Source organism: Psychrobacillus sp. FSL K6-2365 (assembly GCF_038003165.1).
Lineage (GTDB): Bacteria > Bacillota > Bacilli > Bacillales_A > Planococcaceae > Psychrobacillus > Psychrobacillus psychrodurans.
The window spans coordinates 3,109,712-3,126,003 of sequence record NZ_JBBOOO010000001.1 but is presented as its reverse complement, the minus strand read 5'-3'; the positions used below and the strand labels follow the sequence as shown (position 1 = coordinate 3,126,003).

Here is a 16,292-nt window from a genome sequence, read left to right as displayed (position 1 = left end):
TAATGGAACAGGTACCTTGTGCGGTTGATAATAGATAACAAGATATTTACACATTTTAAAAAGCCTCTAATTCAAATGAATTAGAGGCTATTTTCTATTTGAGCTTATACTAACCTGGTTTAGGATAAAGTTTTAAAACTATCTCTTGCATACTAATCTTTTATTTAATTAGTCGAACTAGGGCATCTTTTATCTTAATTTTTGCTTTCTCATCCACTGTGTTGCAACCCATTTTTCACCAGTTATAACTGGTGCTCCACCATGTAAAGTTAAATCGTTTAGGTTTTGCTCGTTATAGAAATACTCGAAATAAACGGCCATACCTTTTTTGGGTGTTACTGAAAAGTTCAGTTTAGGAAAAAAAGTTTCCCCGCCTTGTTCTACGTCGTTTAAGTACATAACGAGTGTACTAATTCTATTATTGCTTGCTACTTTACTTGTTGATGAAAAGAAATCATGATGAGCTTTATATTCCTGACCAGGGGTATACCGAAGAATTTGAAGACCTTCTCCATGTTCAATTGGGATATTCATAATAGATGAGACCCTTTTTTCGACTCTGGCTATAATTTCATTTTCACTTTCTTCCAAAAACATACTACTACTTGTTCTCAGTTCATTTTCTTCTCGTGTCGTTCCAATTTTTGAACGTTTCATTTTGTCCTTAGACAATCTGACTAGTTCATCGCATTCCTCGTTACTTAAAACATTGCCTAAAATCACTATCAGTGGCTCCTCTAATCTAGTGACTATGTCAATCTCTCTATCTGTCATTATTTTGTTCCCAGCGTGATCAAATATAGTTTGCTCTTTATTCTTCGTTATCAACTTGAAACCACCCTAAACTATTAAATTTTCAAAACTAGTACGTTTACTTTTCGTAATATTTTATGTGAAAATGATTTTTCTTTTACTTCAATTAATTGAATAAAAAGGCAAATTGTTATGGTTTATTTTGGAATTAATTTCAATTTATTTTATCATACTATTTTTATAAATCTAAAATATGAGAATATTGTAACAATATATTTTACAGCAATAGTTGTTGGTTGAGGATGAAAATAGCTATAAATAAATTCGCTTCATTGGTTCTAATAAAATACTTCATGTATGCTTAAGATAGAGAATTAACAAACCTTGTCTGGTATCGTACCTTATAGAAGAATGGTCACAAATAAGAGAAAGATGTGCCAAATATAACCTCCCTTTTATTTAATGCCATACTACAGAAATCTGTTTAATGAGGAGGATGCTCATGAAATGCGGAGCGAAATGCTTTATAGTTGAGGCTGAAATTAACGGTAAAGTGCAAACAATACCCGTGACAGCGAGAACTTCAATACAAGCTAGAAAAGTTGTATCCCTCGAGTATAGTGATCAATTAAAGATTATTGGCGTGAAGGTTAACAAAGATACACTGTGACCTATATCCAGTATATAAATCAGGAGGTGTTAGGGATGAGCGAAAACGTAGAAGATAATATGGTGAAGGAAATAATTTTAGATAATACATTAATCAAAGTGAATCACTATGAAGAAGAAAAAGTAAATGGTTTACACCAAATTTCAGTCGTATTTGATGTAACAAGTGAAGATTATCATGATATTGCTACTTTACTGTATAGAGGTACTTTTGAAGTTACTGTTCCGGACGCTGTTTTATTTTTCCGAGGAACGATTATTAATTACTCTACATCCATTACTAACCTATATGAGGAAGGGCAAGTTGGAGAATATAAGCTGAGTTTGCTGGAGACGGAGATATAAGAAGGGGGAATGGACAGTTGAAGTTAAGTATTCTAGATCAATCACCGATCTCTTCAAATCAAACAGCCAAAGAGGCTCTGGATGAATCGTTGAAGTTAGCACAGGCCGGAGAGGCCCTAGGTTATACTCGCTATTGGGTTACGGAACATCATGACTTACCTGGGTTAGCAAGCTCAGTTCCTGAGGTGATTTTAAGTTATATCGGGGCAAATACAAAAACAATTCGCATTGGTTCGGGAGCTGTTTTATTGCCTCATTATAAACCGTTTAAAGTTGCAGAAATTTATAATACACTCGCTACTTTATTTCCTAATCGTATTGATGTGGGTATAGGACGTGCTTCAGGAGGATCAGCTGAAGTAACGAATGCTTTATCGGATAACTTTTTACAGAACGTCTATAAAATGCCTAGCTTAGTGAAAGATTTACTCCATTTTCTAGATGATGATTTTCCAGCTGAACAGGAGTACTCTAAAATTTCTGCTACACCAATTCCAGAGGTGTCACCGCTACCCTGGCTGCTTGGGACTAGTAAAAAAAGTGCTTTACTTGCTGCGGAAAATGGGATTGCTTATGCATTCGGTCAATTTATGAGTAACAATGATGGGATTTCTATTATTCAGGATTACCTAGATGCTTTTACTCCTAGAAAACAAGGACAAACAGCTCAAGTTATCATAACCGTTTCAGTCATTTGTGCAGAAACAACTGAAAAAGCAAATGAAATATCATTAAGTGCACTCATCTGGGAACTGCAAAAAGCTAAAGGTGAAGGTGGTAGGGGAATTCCTTCTATAAAAGAAGCAATGCAATATAAGTTGGACGATCGAGAGAAAGATACATTCGATAAAATGAAAAAGAACATAATCATCGGTAATCCGCAGGTAGTAAAACAGAAATTAATCGAGTTGCAAGCTACATTCAAAGCAGATGAAATCATGCTAAGTACCATTACATATTCTGCTGAGGATCGAAGAAATTCATATAAGCTAATAGCAAATGAATTGCTTATGGAAGATTAATCAGGTTAGTGCAGTTACCCAGTATGTATTAAGTGAACTACAATCAAGGTAAGCGCCAAAAATGCCCGTGAAGTTAATACTTCACGAGCATTTTATTTATGTTCAATGAAGGTACAGGGGTTTCTTATTACTTTCCGCTTTGTGTAAGAATCATCTGATTTTTGGCAATGTCCTTTAAGCGGACAGCTTCGGCAACGTGAATTGGTAGGTTTTCGTCAATATTGATAGTGAAAGCTTGGTCGAGAATTTGTTTTTTTAGCTGTGCTACTGTTTCACATGTTGTGTGGAAGGTATTATATACGACCCCATATTGCATATAGTGATGGGTGTCGCTACCTGCGACTACCGGTTTATTTATTTGTTTGCTGAGCGCTTCTAAATCGGCGCAATTTTGTTTGATGCCACGGCTATATAAATCCTTGCCATTTAAATCGATAGCGTCGAGCTGACCAAGAAGTGCAGGGTCTAGATCTATTAAAGGTGTGCTTTCTCTAAACGGATGTGCTCCAATTACCAGCATGTCAGGATAAATCGCAGTTAACTGCAAAAGTGCAGCAAAGGGAATGAATTGTCGCTTGGTCTCATGACTATTCAGTGCCTCACGTAGTGCACGAATTTGTCCAAGCTCTCCTATGCACAATATATGACCGACCTCTCCGATATCAACCTCCATACCTGGAAATACCTTTAATCCCTCCATTTCATAATAGTGACCATTATAATGATAGTGCTCATCTAATGTACGATAAACGTCTGCAAAGTTTTTCGTATTAAAATGCTCTGTAATAGCAATCGCGTCCAATCCGCGCTGTACGGCAACCTTCACCATTTCCTGAAAATATGCTAAAGAAAAATCAACCTTTTTAGATAACTTTGCATGCGTATGAAGATCTATATTCATTGTTTTCTCTCCTTAAAGTATAAGTTGTAGGCAGTGTACTATCACTACATAGCACACTGTTAATAGTAGGAACAGCCAGTCCATTTGTGATGTTTGTAAGTAATTTGTTTTCATCCTTAATACACGCTTATCCTTTGCAGCATAGCTAAAGCCTTTAATTTCTAACGCTTCCACTGTTGTGCGGGAGCGTTTAGCGCTGTTTAAAATGAGCGGATAAAACGATTTAATAAGCATCGTGATATAATAATAAATTTTCCGAAAGTAGAGCACACCATTCTTACTTGGTGCTAATCCACGTAGGCGATATGAAAGTATAATCTGCTGAAATTCCTCTAGTAATGTAGGTAAAATTCGATAGGCATACGCTACACTAAATGAAAACTGAGCTGGCGCACCCAGACGGAGGAGTGCATCGCTAAATTTCTCCGGATTAATGCTTGAAAATACAGTCACGCTTGCTAAAGATATAACAGCAAGTTTAATGGAGAGCCAAAACATTGGTGCAACAATACTCAAATCTCCACCAAATAGGAGCGCAATAAAGCCGAGGAGTAGTATTTCACCAGCTAGACCAACTGCAAGAACAGTCAAGATTAAAGGACTTACCCGAGCGATAACCGTTAAAATGACCATGAATAGCAAGTAACCAACTAGTGTAACATGCTCATAAATAAACCAAGGCACAATCGCAAAGTAGCCATACCATGCCAATAAAATGCGTGGGTCGAGCTGTGTGAAGAAACTTTTTTCGGTACTAAAAGCCGTACGCAGCAATTCCTGTTTGATATATTCTAGTGAAATCTTATCCTCTAGTTTTTTAACCCATTCCAACGTGCACACCTCGCTCTAATTGCTGTAAATAGCCGGCTATAAATTGGCTAACCGATGAACAATAAGGTAGACTAAGCGCCGTTGTAAGCTGTACAACTTGAGGGGCTCTAATATGACCAGCAGCCATAATGCCGTGGTTTTGGAAAATGCGCTCGCTCGTATCATCAGCTAGTATACAGCCATTCGATAGTACAACGACACGGCTAGACCATTCTGCTACTAGCTCCATATCATGTGTTGCAATGACAATTGTCTGAACATATTTCTTCAGCTCCAGTAGCATGGTAAGAACGTGCTGCTTCGTAGCGATATCGAGATTTGCAGTAGGCTCATCCAACAATAAAATTTTAGGGCGCATTGCAGCACCTATAGCTAACGAAACACGACGCTGCTGTCCACCGCTCAAAAGCCGAGCATCTTGATCCTGTAAATCAACTAGCTCAAATGTTTCCAATAATTCATCCACATAGGTTTCATAATCATTAACTTTGCGTGATTTTAAATAGAAGCTAATTTCCTTCCGCACACTATCCTCAATAAACATTTCTTCTGGGTTTTGAAAAATAAAACCCACATCTTGAGCTAGTCTTTCAGGCATTGCGCGTGCAATTAATTGCTCCTGAATGTACATTTCTCCACTTGTCGGTCGAACAATACCTGCAATGACCTTCAACAAAGTGGATTTCCCTGCGCCGTTATTGCCGACGAGTGCGATATGCTCATGCGTAGAAAGCTCTAAAGAGATATTTTGTAACACGAGTTTATTGTTCTCAAGCCTTTGGTTATAGGCTAACTCAATATTGTTGAGCTGTACCATTGGCTTTGTATGCTGGGCTATATGATGCACAGTAGCCTGCTGCTTCCACGGACTAGCTTCAAATTTTTGGATTGACTGCTTTAAGGTAACAGGGTATGGCTGCTTTAGCTGTAGGGAATGAGCGATTTGCGTAACCTGTGGTGGGAAAATATTCCGTTCCAATAATTCCTCTACGCAATTGAGAGCAGCAACTGTTTCTTTCTTCCATAGAACCTGACCCTTATCAAGTAGCATCACATGACTACAATACTCCGCAATAAAATCAGTATGATGCTCGATTACAACAATTGTCATACCGTAGTCTGTATGAAGTTTTTTTAATACTTCATAAATTTGCTCTGCATGATGTGGGTCGAGCTGTGCAATCGGTTCGTCAATAACTAATAGTTTTGGTCGCATTGCAATTGCACCGGCAAGTGCTAATAAGTGCTGCTGACCGCCACTTAGGCGCCAAATGAATTCGTTCTTTACATCGAGAAGGCCAGTAACTTCGAGAGCCCATAAACCACGCTCTTTATAATCGTCCAGTCCATAGTTCAAGGGCATAAAGCAAGCATCTTCTAAAGCGGTAGGGCGTAGCAATTGGTTTTGAAAATCCTGATACACATAGCCAATTGACTGGGAAAGGGTGACGACATCAGTTGTAGTAGTACAAACTCCGTCTAAAGTCACTTGTCCCGTATAATCTCCAACGTAAAAGTGTGGGATTAGCCCATTGAATGCCTTACATAATGTCGATTTTCCAGATCCATTGCCACCGATAATTGCTAGAAATTCCCCTTCATTAATTGTGCATGTGAGATCCTTTAATATAAATTTTTCTTCCCCAGGATATCGAAAGGCCAAGTCTTGGCAATCTATTAGTGGTTTAAGAGAGGTCATGTGAATCTTCCCGTCCTTTTTTCATCATTAACCAAAGCGTTATACAAACACATATAACAGCGACACAAATAACTCCCCAAATAACCCCAATGCCGTAAGTATCTACAAACTCAGGCTCCCAACTCCCTAAGTTGAAGTCCATTTCAGATAACAAAGCAATCCCAAATGCTAACAGGGAAAGAAGGGTACTCACGATTAAAAATTTTGGTGTAATTACATTACTCACTCGGAAATTGGTAGCAGTTCGTGGCTTTAATCCGAGCAATGGCTCTACTTTACCGTAAAGGCGTGGCACTAAGTAAAGTGCAGGTAAAACTGTAAATAAAGTACCTGTTAATAAAAGATCCGTTAAAAACTCGACACCCTCCACAATGAAAATACTTTCTGCAAGACCAGGTACAGCCTCGAATTCTTCTACTCCAATGACAACTTTTAAAATATCTACAATTGTACTTAGAACAAGGAATAGTCCATAGCCTAAAATCGCCCCTACAGCGACCTGTGCTTTGCTTTTCGGATTTCGAACAAGCAAGCCGCCTACAATCATCCCAACTGAGAATAAAATGAATTTCTCGATTTCACCAATGCCACCAAACTGTCCAAGCATAAGTTCACCAAAAATAATTTCTCCAGTTGCAGCCCCGATTGCTGCGTAGAAAGGGTGGAACAACATACAAAGTGCTAATGGAATAAATGCAAAACAATCAATTTGGAGTTCAATCGGACCGAGCTGAACAGATGGTATCAATTCTGTAAACATGTTACTTAATCCATAAAGCGACATAGACAAAATAAAGATCATCATTTTTTGAGACTGTGTAAAAGTTGCTTGTTCTTTTAACATATAAATCCTCCTCTAATATTTTGAATTTATAGTCAGTATGAAGGTGCAATGTAAATGATTGATTACTAGAGTATTTTTGATTTGTAAATTTTCAAAATAATCATAAATGAAAAATATTTTTCATTTATACTATATAAAGAGGTGATGGATATGAATAATCAACATAACTTTTCTGATTTTACAAAAAGTGAGCGAAAAATAGCCGACTTCATTGAAAAAAATAAGAATGCTGTCATGTATTTAAACGAAACGGAGCTAGCGTCCACTCTAGGGAGCAGCAATGCCACACTCTCCCGATTTTGGCGTAAAATTGGATACCGAAATTTTAAGGAGTTCAAGAAACGATATTTAGAGCAGCAGGTGATCACTCCGAAAACAAAATTTGAACGTATTTTGGCAAAGGTAGAGGACAATGGAAAGTCGCTTCAACAATCGATATTCGATTTTGTACAATACCAGCTAACAGATACACTTGAACATATCGACGAAACGCAAAGTCAAATTTGTGTTAAGCGTATAGCTACATGTCGCAAGCTCTTTATATATGCACCAACCTCATCAACGGGGTTAGGCTTTTTACTGAAACATCGGCTAATGCGTTTCGGAATTGATGTAGTAATATTAGCGAGCTATGATCAGGAGCTTTTTGAGCAAATTCTACATTTACAAGAAAATGATTGTGTATTCGTATTTGGCTTTGTGAAGCTGACGAGGGAAGCGGCGATTTTACTGGATCATGCGAAAGAAATCCAGAGCCATAGCATAGTTCTTACCGATAACCTCGTGCATGAATTTCAAACACGTTGTACGCAAACTTTCTATGTGAACCGCGGCGATTTAGAGGAATTCCACTCTATGGTAGCAGCTACCTTTTTTATCGAACATTTAATCGTCTCATTAGGTCAAATGAAAAGTGAGAAAGCATTGGGCAATCTAGAGTATTTGAATAATTTACGTGAAAAATATAAAAATGGGAGGTAAGGGGAAGAATACGCTTGTCTTAATGTTCTAAGTGAACAACACCCATGATTAAATTAAATGTAAGCCACATATGAAAATGCTCAGGAAGTTATTAACTTCACGGGCATTTTTTCGTTCGTTAATTAGTTTCATAATTACTTAATCCAATTAATACTTTTTAGTCTTTTTTAGAGAGGTCGATCCAGTTGAGTGGAGTGGGAGGAGGCGGCTCCAGCCTCCAGCGGAAACACTGTAATTAAAATATTGTTTTAAATTAAATAATAGTGTATTATACACAGTATAATATAGTGTACGACGCATAGTATAAAGTAGTGAGGTGAAATATGGAAAAATTGCTAGGTTCATTAATAACTGAGTTACGCAGAGGAACATTGACACTTGCTGTATTGAGTCAGCTCCGAACACCGCAATATGGATATTCATTAGTGCAATTACTAGAAGAATCGAGTGTTACCATCGAGCAAAGTACCTTATATCCTTTGCTTCGCCGATTAGAAAAACAAGAATTAGTTGAGAGCAGCTGGGATACAACGGAGAGCAGACCAAGAAAATATTACGTATTAAGCGAATATGGTGTTGAGATTTTGGAGCAGCTAAAAGCCGAGTGGGAAAAATCAACGAAGGAACTTCAAAACTTATTAAAAGGAGATGTGGGGAATGCAACTGATTGATATTTATATACAGGAAGTGACGCGAAGACTTCCGGAAAAAAGTCGTGGTGACATCGCTCTTGAATTAAGGTCAACTATTGAAGATATACTCCCAGAAAATTACTCGGAGAAAGAAGTGAAAGAGGTTCTCAAAAATCTAGGAAATCCAGCATCACTTGCTAGTGAATACTCGGAACGACCGATGCATTTAATAGGTCCAAGATATTTTGATATGTATACGACTCTTTTGAAAATAGTTACACCAATCGTGGCGATACTAACATTTTTTGTTTTTATTGTGGAAAATATCATAACTTATGGTGGAGAAGAAGACATTGTTAGCGGTAGTATTAACGTAATCATACTGATTCTAGGGCATGGTACTTGGAGTATAATCAGTGCAGTGATTCAGACTTTCTTTTGGATTACGCTCGTTTTTGCTATTTTGGAGCGCACGGATACTTCGAAGGAAAAATCACCGCTTACACCGGGTTGGACAGAATGGACACCTGATGATTTAAAAAGTCTTCCACTTATTTCAAAAGAGAAAAAAATATCCACGTTAGATATTTTTGGCAGCCTGTTGTGGATTGCCATTTTTATCGGAGTCTATTTTAATGCTAGTCATTTAATAGGTATTTATGAAAAAGTACAAGGCAAAATACAGCTAATTATCCCTACATTCAATCAGGAAGTATTACAATCCTTTTGGCTAATTATAATAGTTGCTTTAATAATAGAAATTGCTTTTGTATTTTATAAACTAATCGCTCGTCAATGGACATCTAAATTGGCAATTATGAATACGGTTAGAAATATAGTCTCTACCATTGTATTTATCGTTATTAGTAGTACTGATCAGCTTATAAATGATGAGTTTTATATGTATATAGAGGATTTGTTGAATTTATCATTTGAACTAAAAAACTCTGTCATCATCATTAGTATTGTGCTGTGGTTATTCATTGGCATTCTCGATATTGTGCAAGGATTTAGAAAAGGTAAGACGAAATTGTAATCTCCCCTGTGTAAGAAACATTCATGTTAATTCAAACAAACGTGAATGTTGTAATTTTCACGTTTGTTTCTTACACAGGGAACCGGAGGTCTATTCATGTATTTCCTTAGAAGCATATTTAAAAAGGTGAGCTTCAAGCAGAAAATCTTTTTTACTGTACTCCTATGTTGTTTTATAGGTTCAGTTATTTTTGTTTTTAATAACCACTCTTTCTATGAACGCCCACTAGTTAAAGTAGTAAAAACCACTATAGAAGATGTGGCGAAAGTAAATAGTGTAAATGGTATTGAAGATAAATTATATACACAGCATATTATTGCTGAATTAAGAAATGGTGAGAATAAAGGCAAGGAGATTCACTTGATAAATGAATACTCCCTATCTAAAGCCTATGACCATGAGTTTCAAATTGGAAATGAATTATTTATAAAAATTGATGAGCAAATGGAAAAAGATACGGAATTAACTGGGACCATTCTGGAAGTTAAGCGTGATAAATATTTGTTGCTAGTTGGATGGTTATTTATTTTTATATTGTTGATAGTAGGTAAAAGGCAGGGGCTATTTTCATTCATTAGTTTAGCTTTTAATGCTGTAATATTATCATTTGCATTGGATATCTACATCCAAACCTCCAATCAAAGTCTATTATGGATTTGCGGGATTAGTGTAATTATATTTACGGTTGTTTCTCTTTTACTAGCTAACGGCTTAAACGATAAAACCTATGCAGCGATTATAGCAACTTTGCTAGGAACTTTTATTTCATTGTTGATTACATACCTGGTTCTATTAATAACAGGAGAAAAGGGGCTTCGATATGAGGAAATGCAGTTTATCACCCGCCCATATCGGCTAGTTTTTATGGCAGGGCTGTTCCTCGGTTCTTTAGGGGCTGTGATGGATGTAGCTATTACCATGTCTTCTTCAATTTTCGGATTGTATGAGAAAAATAATGACATCACAGTAAAAGCACTTATAACTTCAGGAATGGAAATTGGAAAAGATATTATGGGAACGATGACTAATATTTTGTTTTTTGCCTATGTAAGTGGTTCGATTCCCACTCTTGTTTTGTATTTTAAGAACGCCGCTCCGTTTGGTTATACGCTTTCCCTAACTCTTTCGTTGGAATTGGCTCGTGCGTTAGCTGGAGGAATCGGAATTGTGTTAACCATTCCTATTGGTCTCTATACGACATTATTTTTCGTGAATAGAAAGAGGGCAAGACAATGAATGTATTAGTGCTACTTGCAGGGATACTACTCTTCTTGATGACACTTATTGGAGGGAGAAAAGGAGTACGATCTTTTTTCGCTATATTTTTCAACTTTGGTGTCATCATGATCACGGTCGTTTTGATGAACGATCCGACTATTGATCCAGTGATATTAACAATAATTGCTTGTGTAGTAATTAGCTGTATCAATCTTTTCTATATTAATGGAGTGAACAGCAAAACAAAAACAGCTTTTCTCTCAACGATTATCTGTACCGTTATCTTACTTTTGTTTATAATCTTTATCACTAACAAGGCAATGATCCAAGGATTCGGGGAAGAAGAAATAGGGGAACTTGGAATGTTCTCTTTATTAGTAGAAGTGGATTTTGTGAAAATTACTGTATCTGTAATTATTATGAGTACGATTGGTGCTATAACCGATACAGCCATAGCCGTTTCATCTCCTATGCGAGAAATCCATTTTCATCATCCGAACATTACACGAAAAGAATTGTTTCTTTCGGGATTAAGTATTGGTAGAGATATATTAGGAACAAGTGCAAATACACTGTTTTTTGCCTTCTTTGGAGGTTATTTAGCATTACTTATATGGTTTAAAGATTTATCTTATTCTATAGGGGAAGTTGTAAATTCCAAGATCTTTAGTTCTGAAATGATTACCATCCTTTGTGCTGGAATTGGAGTAACACTGGTTATCCCAATTACCACGTGGATTACGGCTTACTTTTTTGTGAGAAACAAAGAAAATAGCTAAGGATATTAGATGAAAGTACCCTTATGATGGGTATGCATTAAAATACAACATATTTAACCTCCAAACTATTTAGTTTGGAGGTTTTCTTTGTAGTCTACCCTGTGTAAGAAACATTCATGTTAATTCAAACAAACGTGAATGTTTTAATTTTCACGTTTGTTTCTTACACAGGGAACATTAAGTTTAAATTTCTCTTAAAGAATATATTGACATGTTACCCAAAAAACATTAAATTTAAATGAGAATGATAATCAATATTATTTCATTGTATATGAGTATATTTAAGCATTAATAGAAATTATACATTTTAATATAGTTGATAATTTTATAGAAGAGGAAGGGTTACATATGCAAAACAAAAAATCTTTTATACTAATGCTTGCAATGGCTATTTTCGCTATTTTAGTACTAGTAGGATGTTCAGATGAGTCATCAACTAAAGAGGTAGATAGCAAAGAGAAAGATACTTCAACTGAAACTGAAAAAGCAACTGAAACAGAATCACAATATCCGATCACTATTAAACACGCATTAGGTGAAGCAGTGCTTGAAAGTAAACCAGAGCGTGTTGTAACGATACAATGGGCAAACCACGATATCGCTTTAGCACTTGGTGTTGTTCCTGTTGGTTTTTCAGCAGCAAACTTCGGTGTTCAAGATGATAGTGGTTTATTACCATGGACGAAAGAAAAGTTAGATGAACTTAAAGTTACAGAACCAAACGTTTTTCAAGATACGGATGGTCTAGATTTTGAAGCCATTTCAGATGCAAATCCAGACGTAATTCTTGCTGCATACTCAGGTATTACTCCAGAAGATTATGAAACATTAACACAAATTGCACCAGTTGTAGCTTATCCAACTTCACCATGGACAACTACTTGGCGTGAACAGGTTGAATTTAATGCAGCAGGAATGGGAATGAAAGAAGAAGGCGAACAATTAATTAAAGACACAGAAAACTTAGTTGCTGAAAAATTAAAAGCTTATCCACAAATCGAAGGCAAAAAAGTAGTATGGGTTAACTTCTCAGCGCAAGATTTATCACAATTACACATTTATACACCAGTTGATTCACGTGTAGCGTTTTTAGAGGAATTAGGGCTAACAATTCCTGAAAGCATTTCATCATTAATTACGGATCCAAAAAGCTACTCATTAAATTTAAGTACAGAAAATGTGGAAGCTTTGTTTGATGCAGATATCATCGTTGGATATGGTGATGAGGAATTATACAATACAATTAAAGCGGATCCTTTACTTGGGAAAATTCCTGCAGTTGAAAGAGGTTCTGTAGCGTTTATTACAAGTGATACTCCATTGGTAGCAGCTGGAACTCCAAATCCACTTTCTATCGCATATACAATTGACGAGTACCTAGAACTAATCGGAGGAGCTATAGACAAAATCAATGAATAGCACCACTGATTCCAAGAAGAAGCGATTAGATTTACATTTTCCAAAGCATTTTACGATAATTTTGGTAATTGCGATTATATTGCTAGTTGTTAGTATCATTACCTCGCTAATGTTAGGGGCACGGGTTGTAAGTTACCAAGAGTTAATGGATGGCTTATTTTATACAAACCAAGATTCATATGGCGCAAACGTAGTGCGCAAACGAATTTCCCGTACTATTTTTAGTTTATGTTGCGGTGTTGCCTTAGGAATTGCAGGAGTGCTGATGCAAGCAGTTACGCGCAACCCATTAGCAGACCCTAGTATTCTAGGAGTAAATACAGGGGCAACCTTATTCGTAGTATGTGGTATAACATTTTTCAATATCACAACAGCGGGGGAATATATTTGGTTAGCTTTAATCGGAGCGAGCATTACAGCAGTTTTCGTTTTTGGAATAGGTTCAATAGGGCGTGGTGGTGCTACGCCTATAAAGTTACTATTAGCAGGGGCTGCAACAAGTGCAGCTCTTTCTTCACTTGTAACCGCAATTATCATTCCAAGCGCCTATGCCCAAGATCAGTTTAGATTTTGGCAAGTGGGAAGTGTTGGGTCAGGAAACTGGGATTCCATCAAGATTTTTATCCCGTTTTTAATCGTTGGACTCTTCATCGCGTTTCTTTCAGCACCTGCTTTGAATGCTTTAGCCTTAGGGGACGATGTGGCAACTAGTTTAGGTATACGACCTGGTGTACTTCGTTTTTTTGCGATTGTTGCTGGTGTTGTTTTATGTGGGACTGCTACTGCATTAGCAGGTCCAATCGGATTTATAGGTCTCTTGGCAACTCATGCTATGCGTTTTGTCATCGGGCCGGATTTACGCTTCTTAATACCTATGTCAGCACTAGCAGGAGCAATTATTTTAACGTTCTCTGATGTTGTTGGTCGACTTATAGCTAGTCCCGGAGAGCTCGAAGTTGGTATTCTTACAGCGTTTATTGGTGCACCAATACTCATCATTTTAGCTAAGAAATCGAAAGTGCGGTCATTATGAAAAATCAATCTGTTGAAGTTAATTTTATTATGGAAGGTATGCGTCGGAGAAAACGACGATGGCTTTTTGTTACGACGCTCCTCGTCATTTTAGCAGGAGTGCTTTGCTGTGCAATGCTGTTGCTTGGCAATACAATTTATCCAATACATATTGTTGTCCGCTCCCTATTAGGAGAAGAGATTTCGGGAGCCAATTTTGCGGTAAATACTATTCGGCTTCCTAGAATGTTAGCAGGGGTATTTGCTGGGTTTGCTTTCGGTGTTGCAGGATATGTTTTTCAAACGATGCTGCGAAATCCTTTGGCAAATCCAAATATTTTAGGGATTACTTCTGGTTCTAGTGTAGCAGCGGTATTTTGTATTACTGTTCTTCATTCGAGTAATTCAGTGATATCTATTGCAGCAGTTATAGGCGGTTTACTTACTGTTATTGCTATGTATTTATTAGCCCGTGGTGGAGCATTTTCTATTGGTCGTATAATCATTATTGGGATTGGTATTCAAGCGATGTTAGATGCCGTCATTTCTTTTTTATTGCTTAAGAGTGCTCAACAAGATATTGCAGGAGCTATTAGATGGCTCGGTGGTAGTTTGAATGGCTCTAAAATGAGCGAGTTACCTCCATTAATATTAGTTGTCTTACTTTTCACACCTGTAATTATTATATTTGGGAAGCAATTAAGTATTCTAGAGCTCGGTGAGCAAATGGCTTCTTCTCTTGGAGTTTCAACCGATAGAATGCGTATTATTTTAATAGTAAGTTCAGTTTTTATGATTGCTATTGCAACAGCAACAACGGGACCAATTGCCTTTGTATCATTTTTAGCGGGACCAATCGCAAATCGACTAGTTGGTGTTAGCTCATCTAATACTCTTCCAGCAGGGTTAGTAGGGGTCAATCTTGTCTTATTTGCGGATCTTATTGGGCAATTTGCATTTGAATATAGATTTCCTGTAGGTGTTATAACTGGATTGCTAGGGGCTCCGTATTTAATATATTTACTAATCCGTATGAACCGAAAAGGGGAATTGTAATGGGGAACACACACAGTTTTCGAGCCGATAAATTGTTTTCTGGCTATGACAATAAAACAATTATTCAAGGAATTGACCTTGAAATACCTAAAAATAAAATTAGTGTAATTATTGGTGCAAATGGTTGTGGAAAATCTACTCTTCTTAAAACGGTGGCTAAGCTAATTAAGCCTTCAGAAGGTGATGTTACGCTCGATGGTAAAGCTATAAACAAATATCCACCTAAGCAATTAGCACGTATTTTAGGTATACTTCCACAATCACCTGTTGTTCCAGAAGGGATTACTGTAGCCGATTTAGTTGGAAGAGGACGGTTTCCACACCAATCCTTGTTTAGTGGGTGGTCGAAGAAGGATTATAAGGCAGTAGAGGAAGCAATGGAGTTTATGAATATTACTGAGTTTGCTAATCATGACATCGATGAGCTATCCGGTGGTCAAAGGCAGCGCGTTTGGATTGCCATGGCGCTTGCACAGCAAACGGATATTTTACTCCTTGATGAACCAACCACGTTTCTAGATATCACATATCAAGTAGAAATTTTAGATTTACTTACTAGTCTTAATCGGAAGTATGGTACTACCATAGTTATGGTACTTCATGATATCAATCTATCTGCTCGTTATGCAGATTATATATTTGCACTTCATAAAGGTGAGCTTGTTGCAGAGGGAAAACCATCAGATGTCATAACAACTGACTTGGTAAAATCGATTTTTGACTTGAATTGTGTTGTGATACAAGATCCAATCTCAGATACACCTCTAGTTATACCAAAAGGTCGCTATCATGTGAAAAGTTAATAAAAGTAAGAAGACCAGTTGAACTAACTACTGGTCTTTTTTATATGCGGGAATGAACTAGTGTAAAAAACAGTTATTTAGTAAGTAAGTCAATTTCATAATTACTTGTTTCATTTAAAAGTACGAATGTTTACTTAATATCGCAAATATATTATTCGTTTTTTTAGCGATCCCGTTGATTGGAGTGGCACGCGACGAGTAACCGCAGGAGCATATGTTTTCCTAGTGACGAGGAGATTGAAGCCGTGGCAGCTGAAAGAGTCCGCCTAGAGCGGAAATCAGCGTTGTTCCGA

At 37.0% G+C, this 16,292-nt stretch carries 17 protein-coding genes; 12 read left to right on the top strand and 5 right to left on the bottom strand.

Features of this window, described 5'->3' with window-relative positions; genetic code table 11:
* Positions 1-189: 189 nt before the first annotated feature.
* Complete coding sequence (locus MKY29_RS15650; protein ID WP_241599531.1) at positions 190-774, bottom strand: 2OG-Fe(II) oxygenase; 585 nt, start codon at positions 772-774, stop codon at positions 190-192.
* A gap of 481 nt (positions 775-1,255) precedes the next feature.
* Here MKY29_RS15650 and MKY29_RS15645 point away from each other — a divergent pair, with 481 nt between their 5' ends.
* From MKY29_RS15645 to MKY29_RS15635, 3 genes are read left to right on the top strand one after another with little or no spacing between them, the layout of a single operon-like run.
* The gene (locus tag MKY29_RS15645) at positions 1,256-1,423 is read left to right on the top strand and encodes a hypothetical protein (protein ID WP_241599378.1); all 168 of its coding nucleotides are present in this window, start codon (positions 1,256-1,258) and stop codon (positions 1,421-1,423) included.
* A gap of 59 nt (positions 1,424-1,482) precedes the next feature.
* Complete coding sequence (locus MKY29_RS15640) at positions 1,483-1,767, top strand: DUF3219 family protein (protein WP_241599532.1); 285 nt, start codon at positions 1,483-1,485, stop codon at positions 1,765-1,767.
* Positions 1,768-1,784: 17 nt separating this feature from the next.
* Positions 1,785-2,789: an LLM class flavin-dependent oxidoreductase gene (locus tag MKY29_RS15635; RefSeq protein WP_340880226.1), complete on the top strand. Its 1,005-nt coding sequence runs from the start codon at positions 1,785-1,787 to the stop codon at positions 2,787-2,789.
* Between the two features lie 127 nt (positions 2,790-2,916).
* On the opposite strand, the gene MKY29_RS15630 is transcribed toward MKY29_RS15635, so the two are convergent.
* The 4 genes from MKY29_RS15630 to MKY29_RS15615 are packed head-to-tail and all read right to left on the bottom strand — an operon-like array spanning position 2,917 to position 7,064.
* Positions 2,917-3,690 carry a PHP domain-containing protein gene (locus MKY29_RS15630; RefSeq protein ID WP_241599384.1) on the bottom strand — a complete coding sequence of 258 codons (774 nt, stop codon included), beginning with the start codon at positions 3,688-3,690 and terminating at the stop codon, positions 2,917-2,919.
* A 12-nt stretch (positions 3,691-3,702) separates the two neighbouring features.
* The gene (locus MKY29_RS15625; RefSeq protein ID WP_340880224.1) at positions 3,703-4,521 is read right to left on the bottom strand and encodes an energy-coupling factor transporter transmembrane component T family protein; all 819 of its coding nucleotides are present in this window, start codon (positions 4,519-4,521) and stop codon (positions 3,703-3,705) included.
* Complete coding sequence (locus tag MKY29_RS15620) at positions 4,508-6,220, bottom strand: ABC transporter ATP-binding protein (RefSeq protein ID WP_340880223.1); 1,713 nt, start codon at positions 6,218-6,220, stop codon at positions 4,508-4,510. Before MKY29_RS15620 ends, MKY29_RS15625 begins: the two co-directional genes overlap by 14 nt.
* Positions 6,207-7,064 carry a cell division protein FtsQ gene (locus MKY29_RS15615; RefSeq protein WP_340880222.1) on the bottom strand — a complete coding sequence of 286 codons (858 nt, stop codon included), beginning with the start codon at positions 7,062-7,064 and terminating at the stop codon, positions 6,207-6,209. The genes MKY29_RS15620 and MKY29_RS15615 overlap by 14 nt, the downstream gene beginning before the upstream one ends.
* Before the next feature lie 150 nt (positions 7,065-7,214).
* On the opposite strand from MKY29_RS15615, the gene MKY29_RS15610 reads away from it, so the two are divergent.
* The 9 genes from MKY29_RS15610 (at position 7,215) to MKY29_RS15570 (ending at position 15,999) form a co-directional block, all read left to right on the top strand.
* On the top strand, positions 7,215-8,045 hold the full coding sequence (locus tag MKY29_RS15610) for a MurR/RpiR family transcriptional regulator (protein WP_241599392.1): 831 nt from the start codon (positions 7,215-7,217) through the stop codon (positions 8,043-8,045).
* A 323-nt stretch (positions 8,046-8,368) separates the two neighbouring features.
* On the top strand, positions 8,369-8,716 hold the full coding sequence (locus tag MKY29_RS15605) for a PadR family transcriptional regulator (RefSeq protein ID WP_090566900.1): 348 nt from the start codon (positions 8,369-8,371) through the stop codon (positions 8,714-8,716).
* The gene (locus MKY29_RS15600) at positions 8,703-9,713 is read left to right on the top strand and encodes an HAAS signaling domain-containing protein (protein WP_340880221.1); all 1,011 of its coding nucleotides are present in this window, start codon (positions 8,703-8,705) and stop codon (positions 9,711-9,713) included. Before MKY29_RS15605 ends, MKY29_RS15600 begins: the two co-directional genes overlap by 14 nt.
* Positions 9,714-9,809: 96 nt before the next feature.
* On the top strand, positions 9,810-10,949 hold the full coding sequence (locus MKY29_RS15595; protein WP_340880220.1) for a YibE/F family protein: 1,140 nt from the start codon (positions 9,810-9,812) through the stop codon (positions 10,947-10,949).
* Positions 10,946-11,710, top strand: a complete 765-nt coding sequence (locus tag MKY29_RS15590) for a YibE/F family protein (RefSeq protein WP_340880219.1) — start codon at positions 10,946-10,948, stop codon at positions 11,708-11,710. The genes MKY29_RS15595 and MKY29_RS15590 overlap by 4 nt, the downstream gene beginning before the upstream one ends.
* Positions 11,711-12,058: 348 nt before the next feature.
* A complete protein-coding gene (locus tag MKY29_RS15585) occupies positions 12,059-13,129 on the top strand; it encodes an iron-siderophore ABC transporter substrate-binding protein (protein ID WP_090566912.1) in 1,071 nt (356 codons plus the stop codon).
* Positions 13,122-14,162: a FecCD family ABC transporter permease gene (locus tag MKY29_RS15580; protein WP_340880218.1), complete on the top strand. Its 1,041-nt coding sequence runs from the start codon at positions 13,122-13,124 to the stop codon at positions 14,160-14,162. The genes MKY29_RS15585 and MKY29_RS15580 overlap by 8 nt, the downstream gene beginning before the upstream one ends.
* Positions 14,159-15,196, top strand: coding sequence for a FecCD family ABC transporter permease (locus tag MKY29_RS15575; protein ID WP_340880217.1), 1,038 nt, complete (start codon positions 14,159-14,161; stop codon positions 15,194-15,196). The genes MKY29_RS15580 and MKY29_RS15575 overlap by 4 nt, the downstream gene beginning before the upstream one ends.
* Positions 15,196-15,999, top strand: a complete 804-nt coding sequence (locus MKY29_RS15570; protein WP_340880216.1) for an ABC transporter ATP-binding protein — start codon at positions 15,196-15,198, stop codon at positions 15,997-15,999. The genes MKY29_RS15575 and MKY29_RS15570 overlap by 1 nt, the downstream gene beginning before the upstream one ends.
* Positions 16,000-16,292 lie beyond the last annotated feature (293 nt).

Bases quoted from the DNA above. Each gene is read 5' to 3' on its own strand.
- MKY29_RS15590 (WP_340880219.1), top strand. From the start codon at position 10,946: ATGAATGTATTAGTGCTACTTGCAGGGATACTACTCTTCTTGATGACA.
- MKY29_RS15585 (WP_090566912.1), top strand. From the start codon at position 12,059: ATGCAAAACAAAAAATCTTTTATACTAATGCTTGCAATGGCTATTTTC.
- MKY29_RS15645 (WP_241599378.1), top strand. From the start codon at position 1,256: ATGAAATGCGGAGCGAAATGCTTTATAGTTGAGGCTGAAATTAACGGT.
- MKY29_RS15600 (WP_340880221.1), top strand. From the start codon at position 8,703: ATGCAACTGATTGATATTTATATACAGGAAGTGACGCGAAGACTTCCG.
- MKY29_RS15630 (WP_241599384.1), bottom strand. From the start codon at position 3,690: ATGAATATAGATCTTCATACGCATGCAAAGTTATCTAAAAAGGTTGAT.
- MKY29_RS15570 (WP_340880216.1), top strand. From the start codon at position 15,196: ATGGGGAACACACACAGTTTTCGAGCCGATAAATTGTTTTCTGGCTAT.
- MKY29_RS15650 (WP_241599531.1), bottom strand. From the start codon at position 774: ATGACAGATAGAGAGATTGACATAGTCACTAGATTAGAGGAGCCACTG.
- MKY29_RS15595 (WP_340880220.1), top strand. From the start codon at position 9,810: ATGTATTTCCTTAGAAGCATATTTAAAAAGGTGAGCTTCAAGCAGAAA.
- MKY29_RS15610 (WP_241599392.1), top strand. From the start codon at position 7,215: ATGAATAATCAACATAACTTTTCTGATTTTACAAAAAGTGAGCGAAAA.
- MKY29_RS15580 (WP_340880218.1), top strand. From the start codon at position 13,122: ATGAATAGCACCACTGATTCCAAGAAGAAGCGATTAGATTTACATTTT.
- MKY29_RS15575 (WP_340880217.1), top strand. From the start codon at position 14,159: ATGAAAAATCAATCTGTTGAAGTTAATTTTATTATGGAAGGTATGCGT.
- MKY29_RS15640 (WP_241599532.1), top strand. From the start codon at position 1,483: ATGGTGAAGGAAATAATTTTAGATAATACATTAATCAAAGTGAATCAC.
- MKY29_RS15605 (WP_090566900.1), top strand. From the start codon at position 8,369: ATGGAAAAATTGCTAGGTTCATTAATAACTGAGTTACGCAGAGGAACA.
- MKY29_RS15620 (WP_340880223.1), bottom strand. From the start codon at position 6,220: ATGACCTCTCTTAAACCACTAATAGATTGCCAAGACTTGGCCTTTCGA.
- MKY29_RS15615 (WP_340880222.1), bottom strand. From the start codon at position 7,064: ATGTTAAAAGAACAAGCAACTTTTACACAGTCTCAAAAAATGATGATC.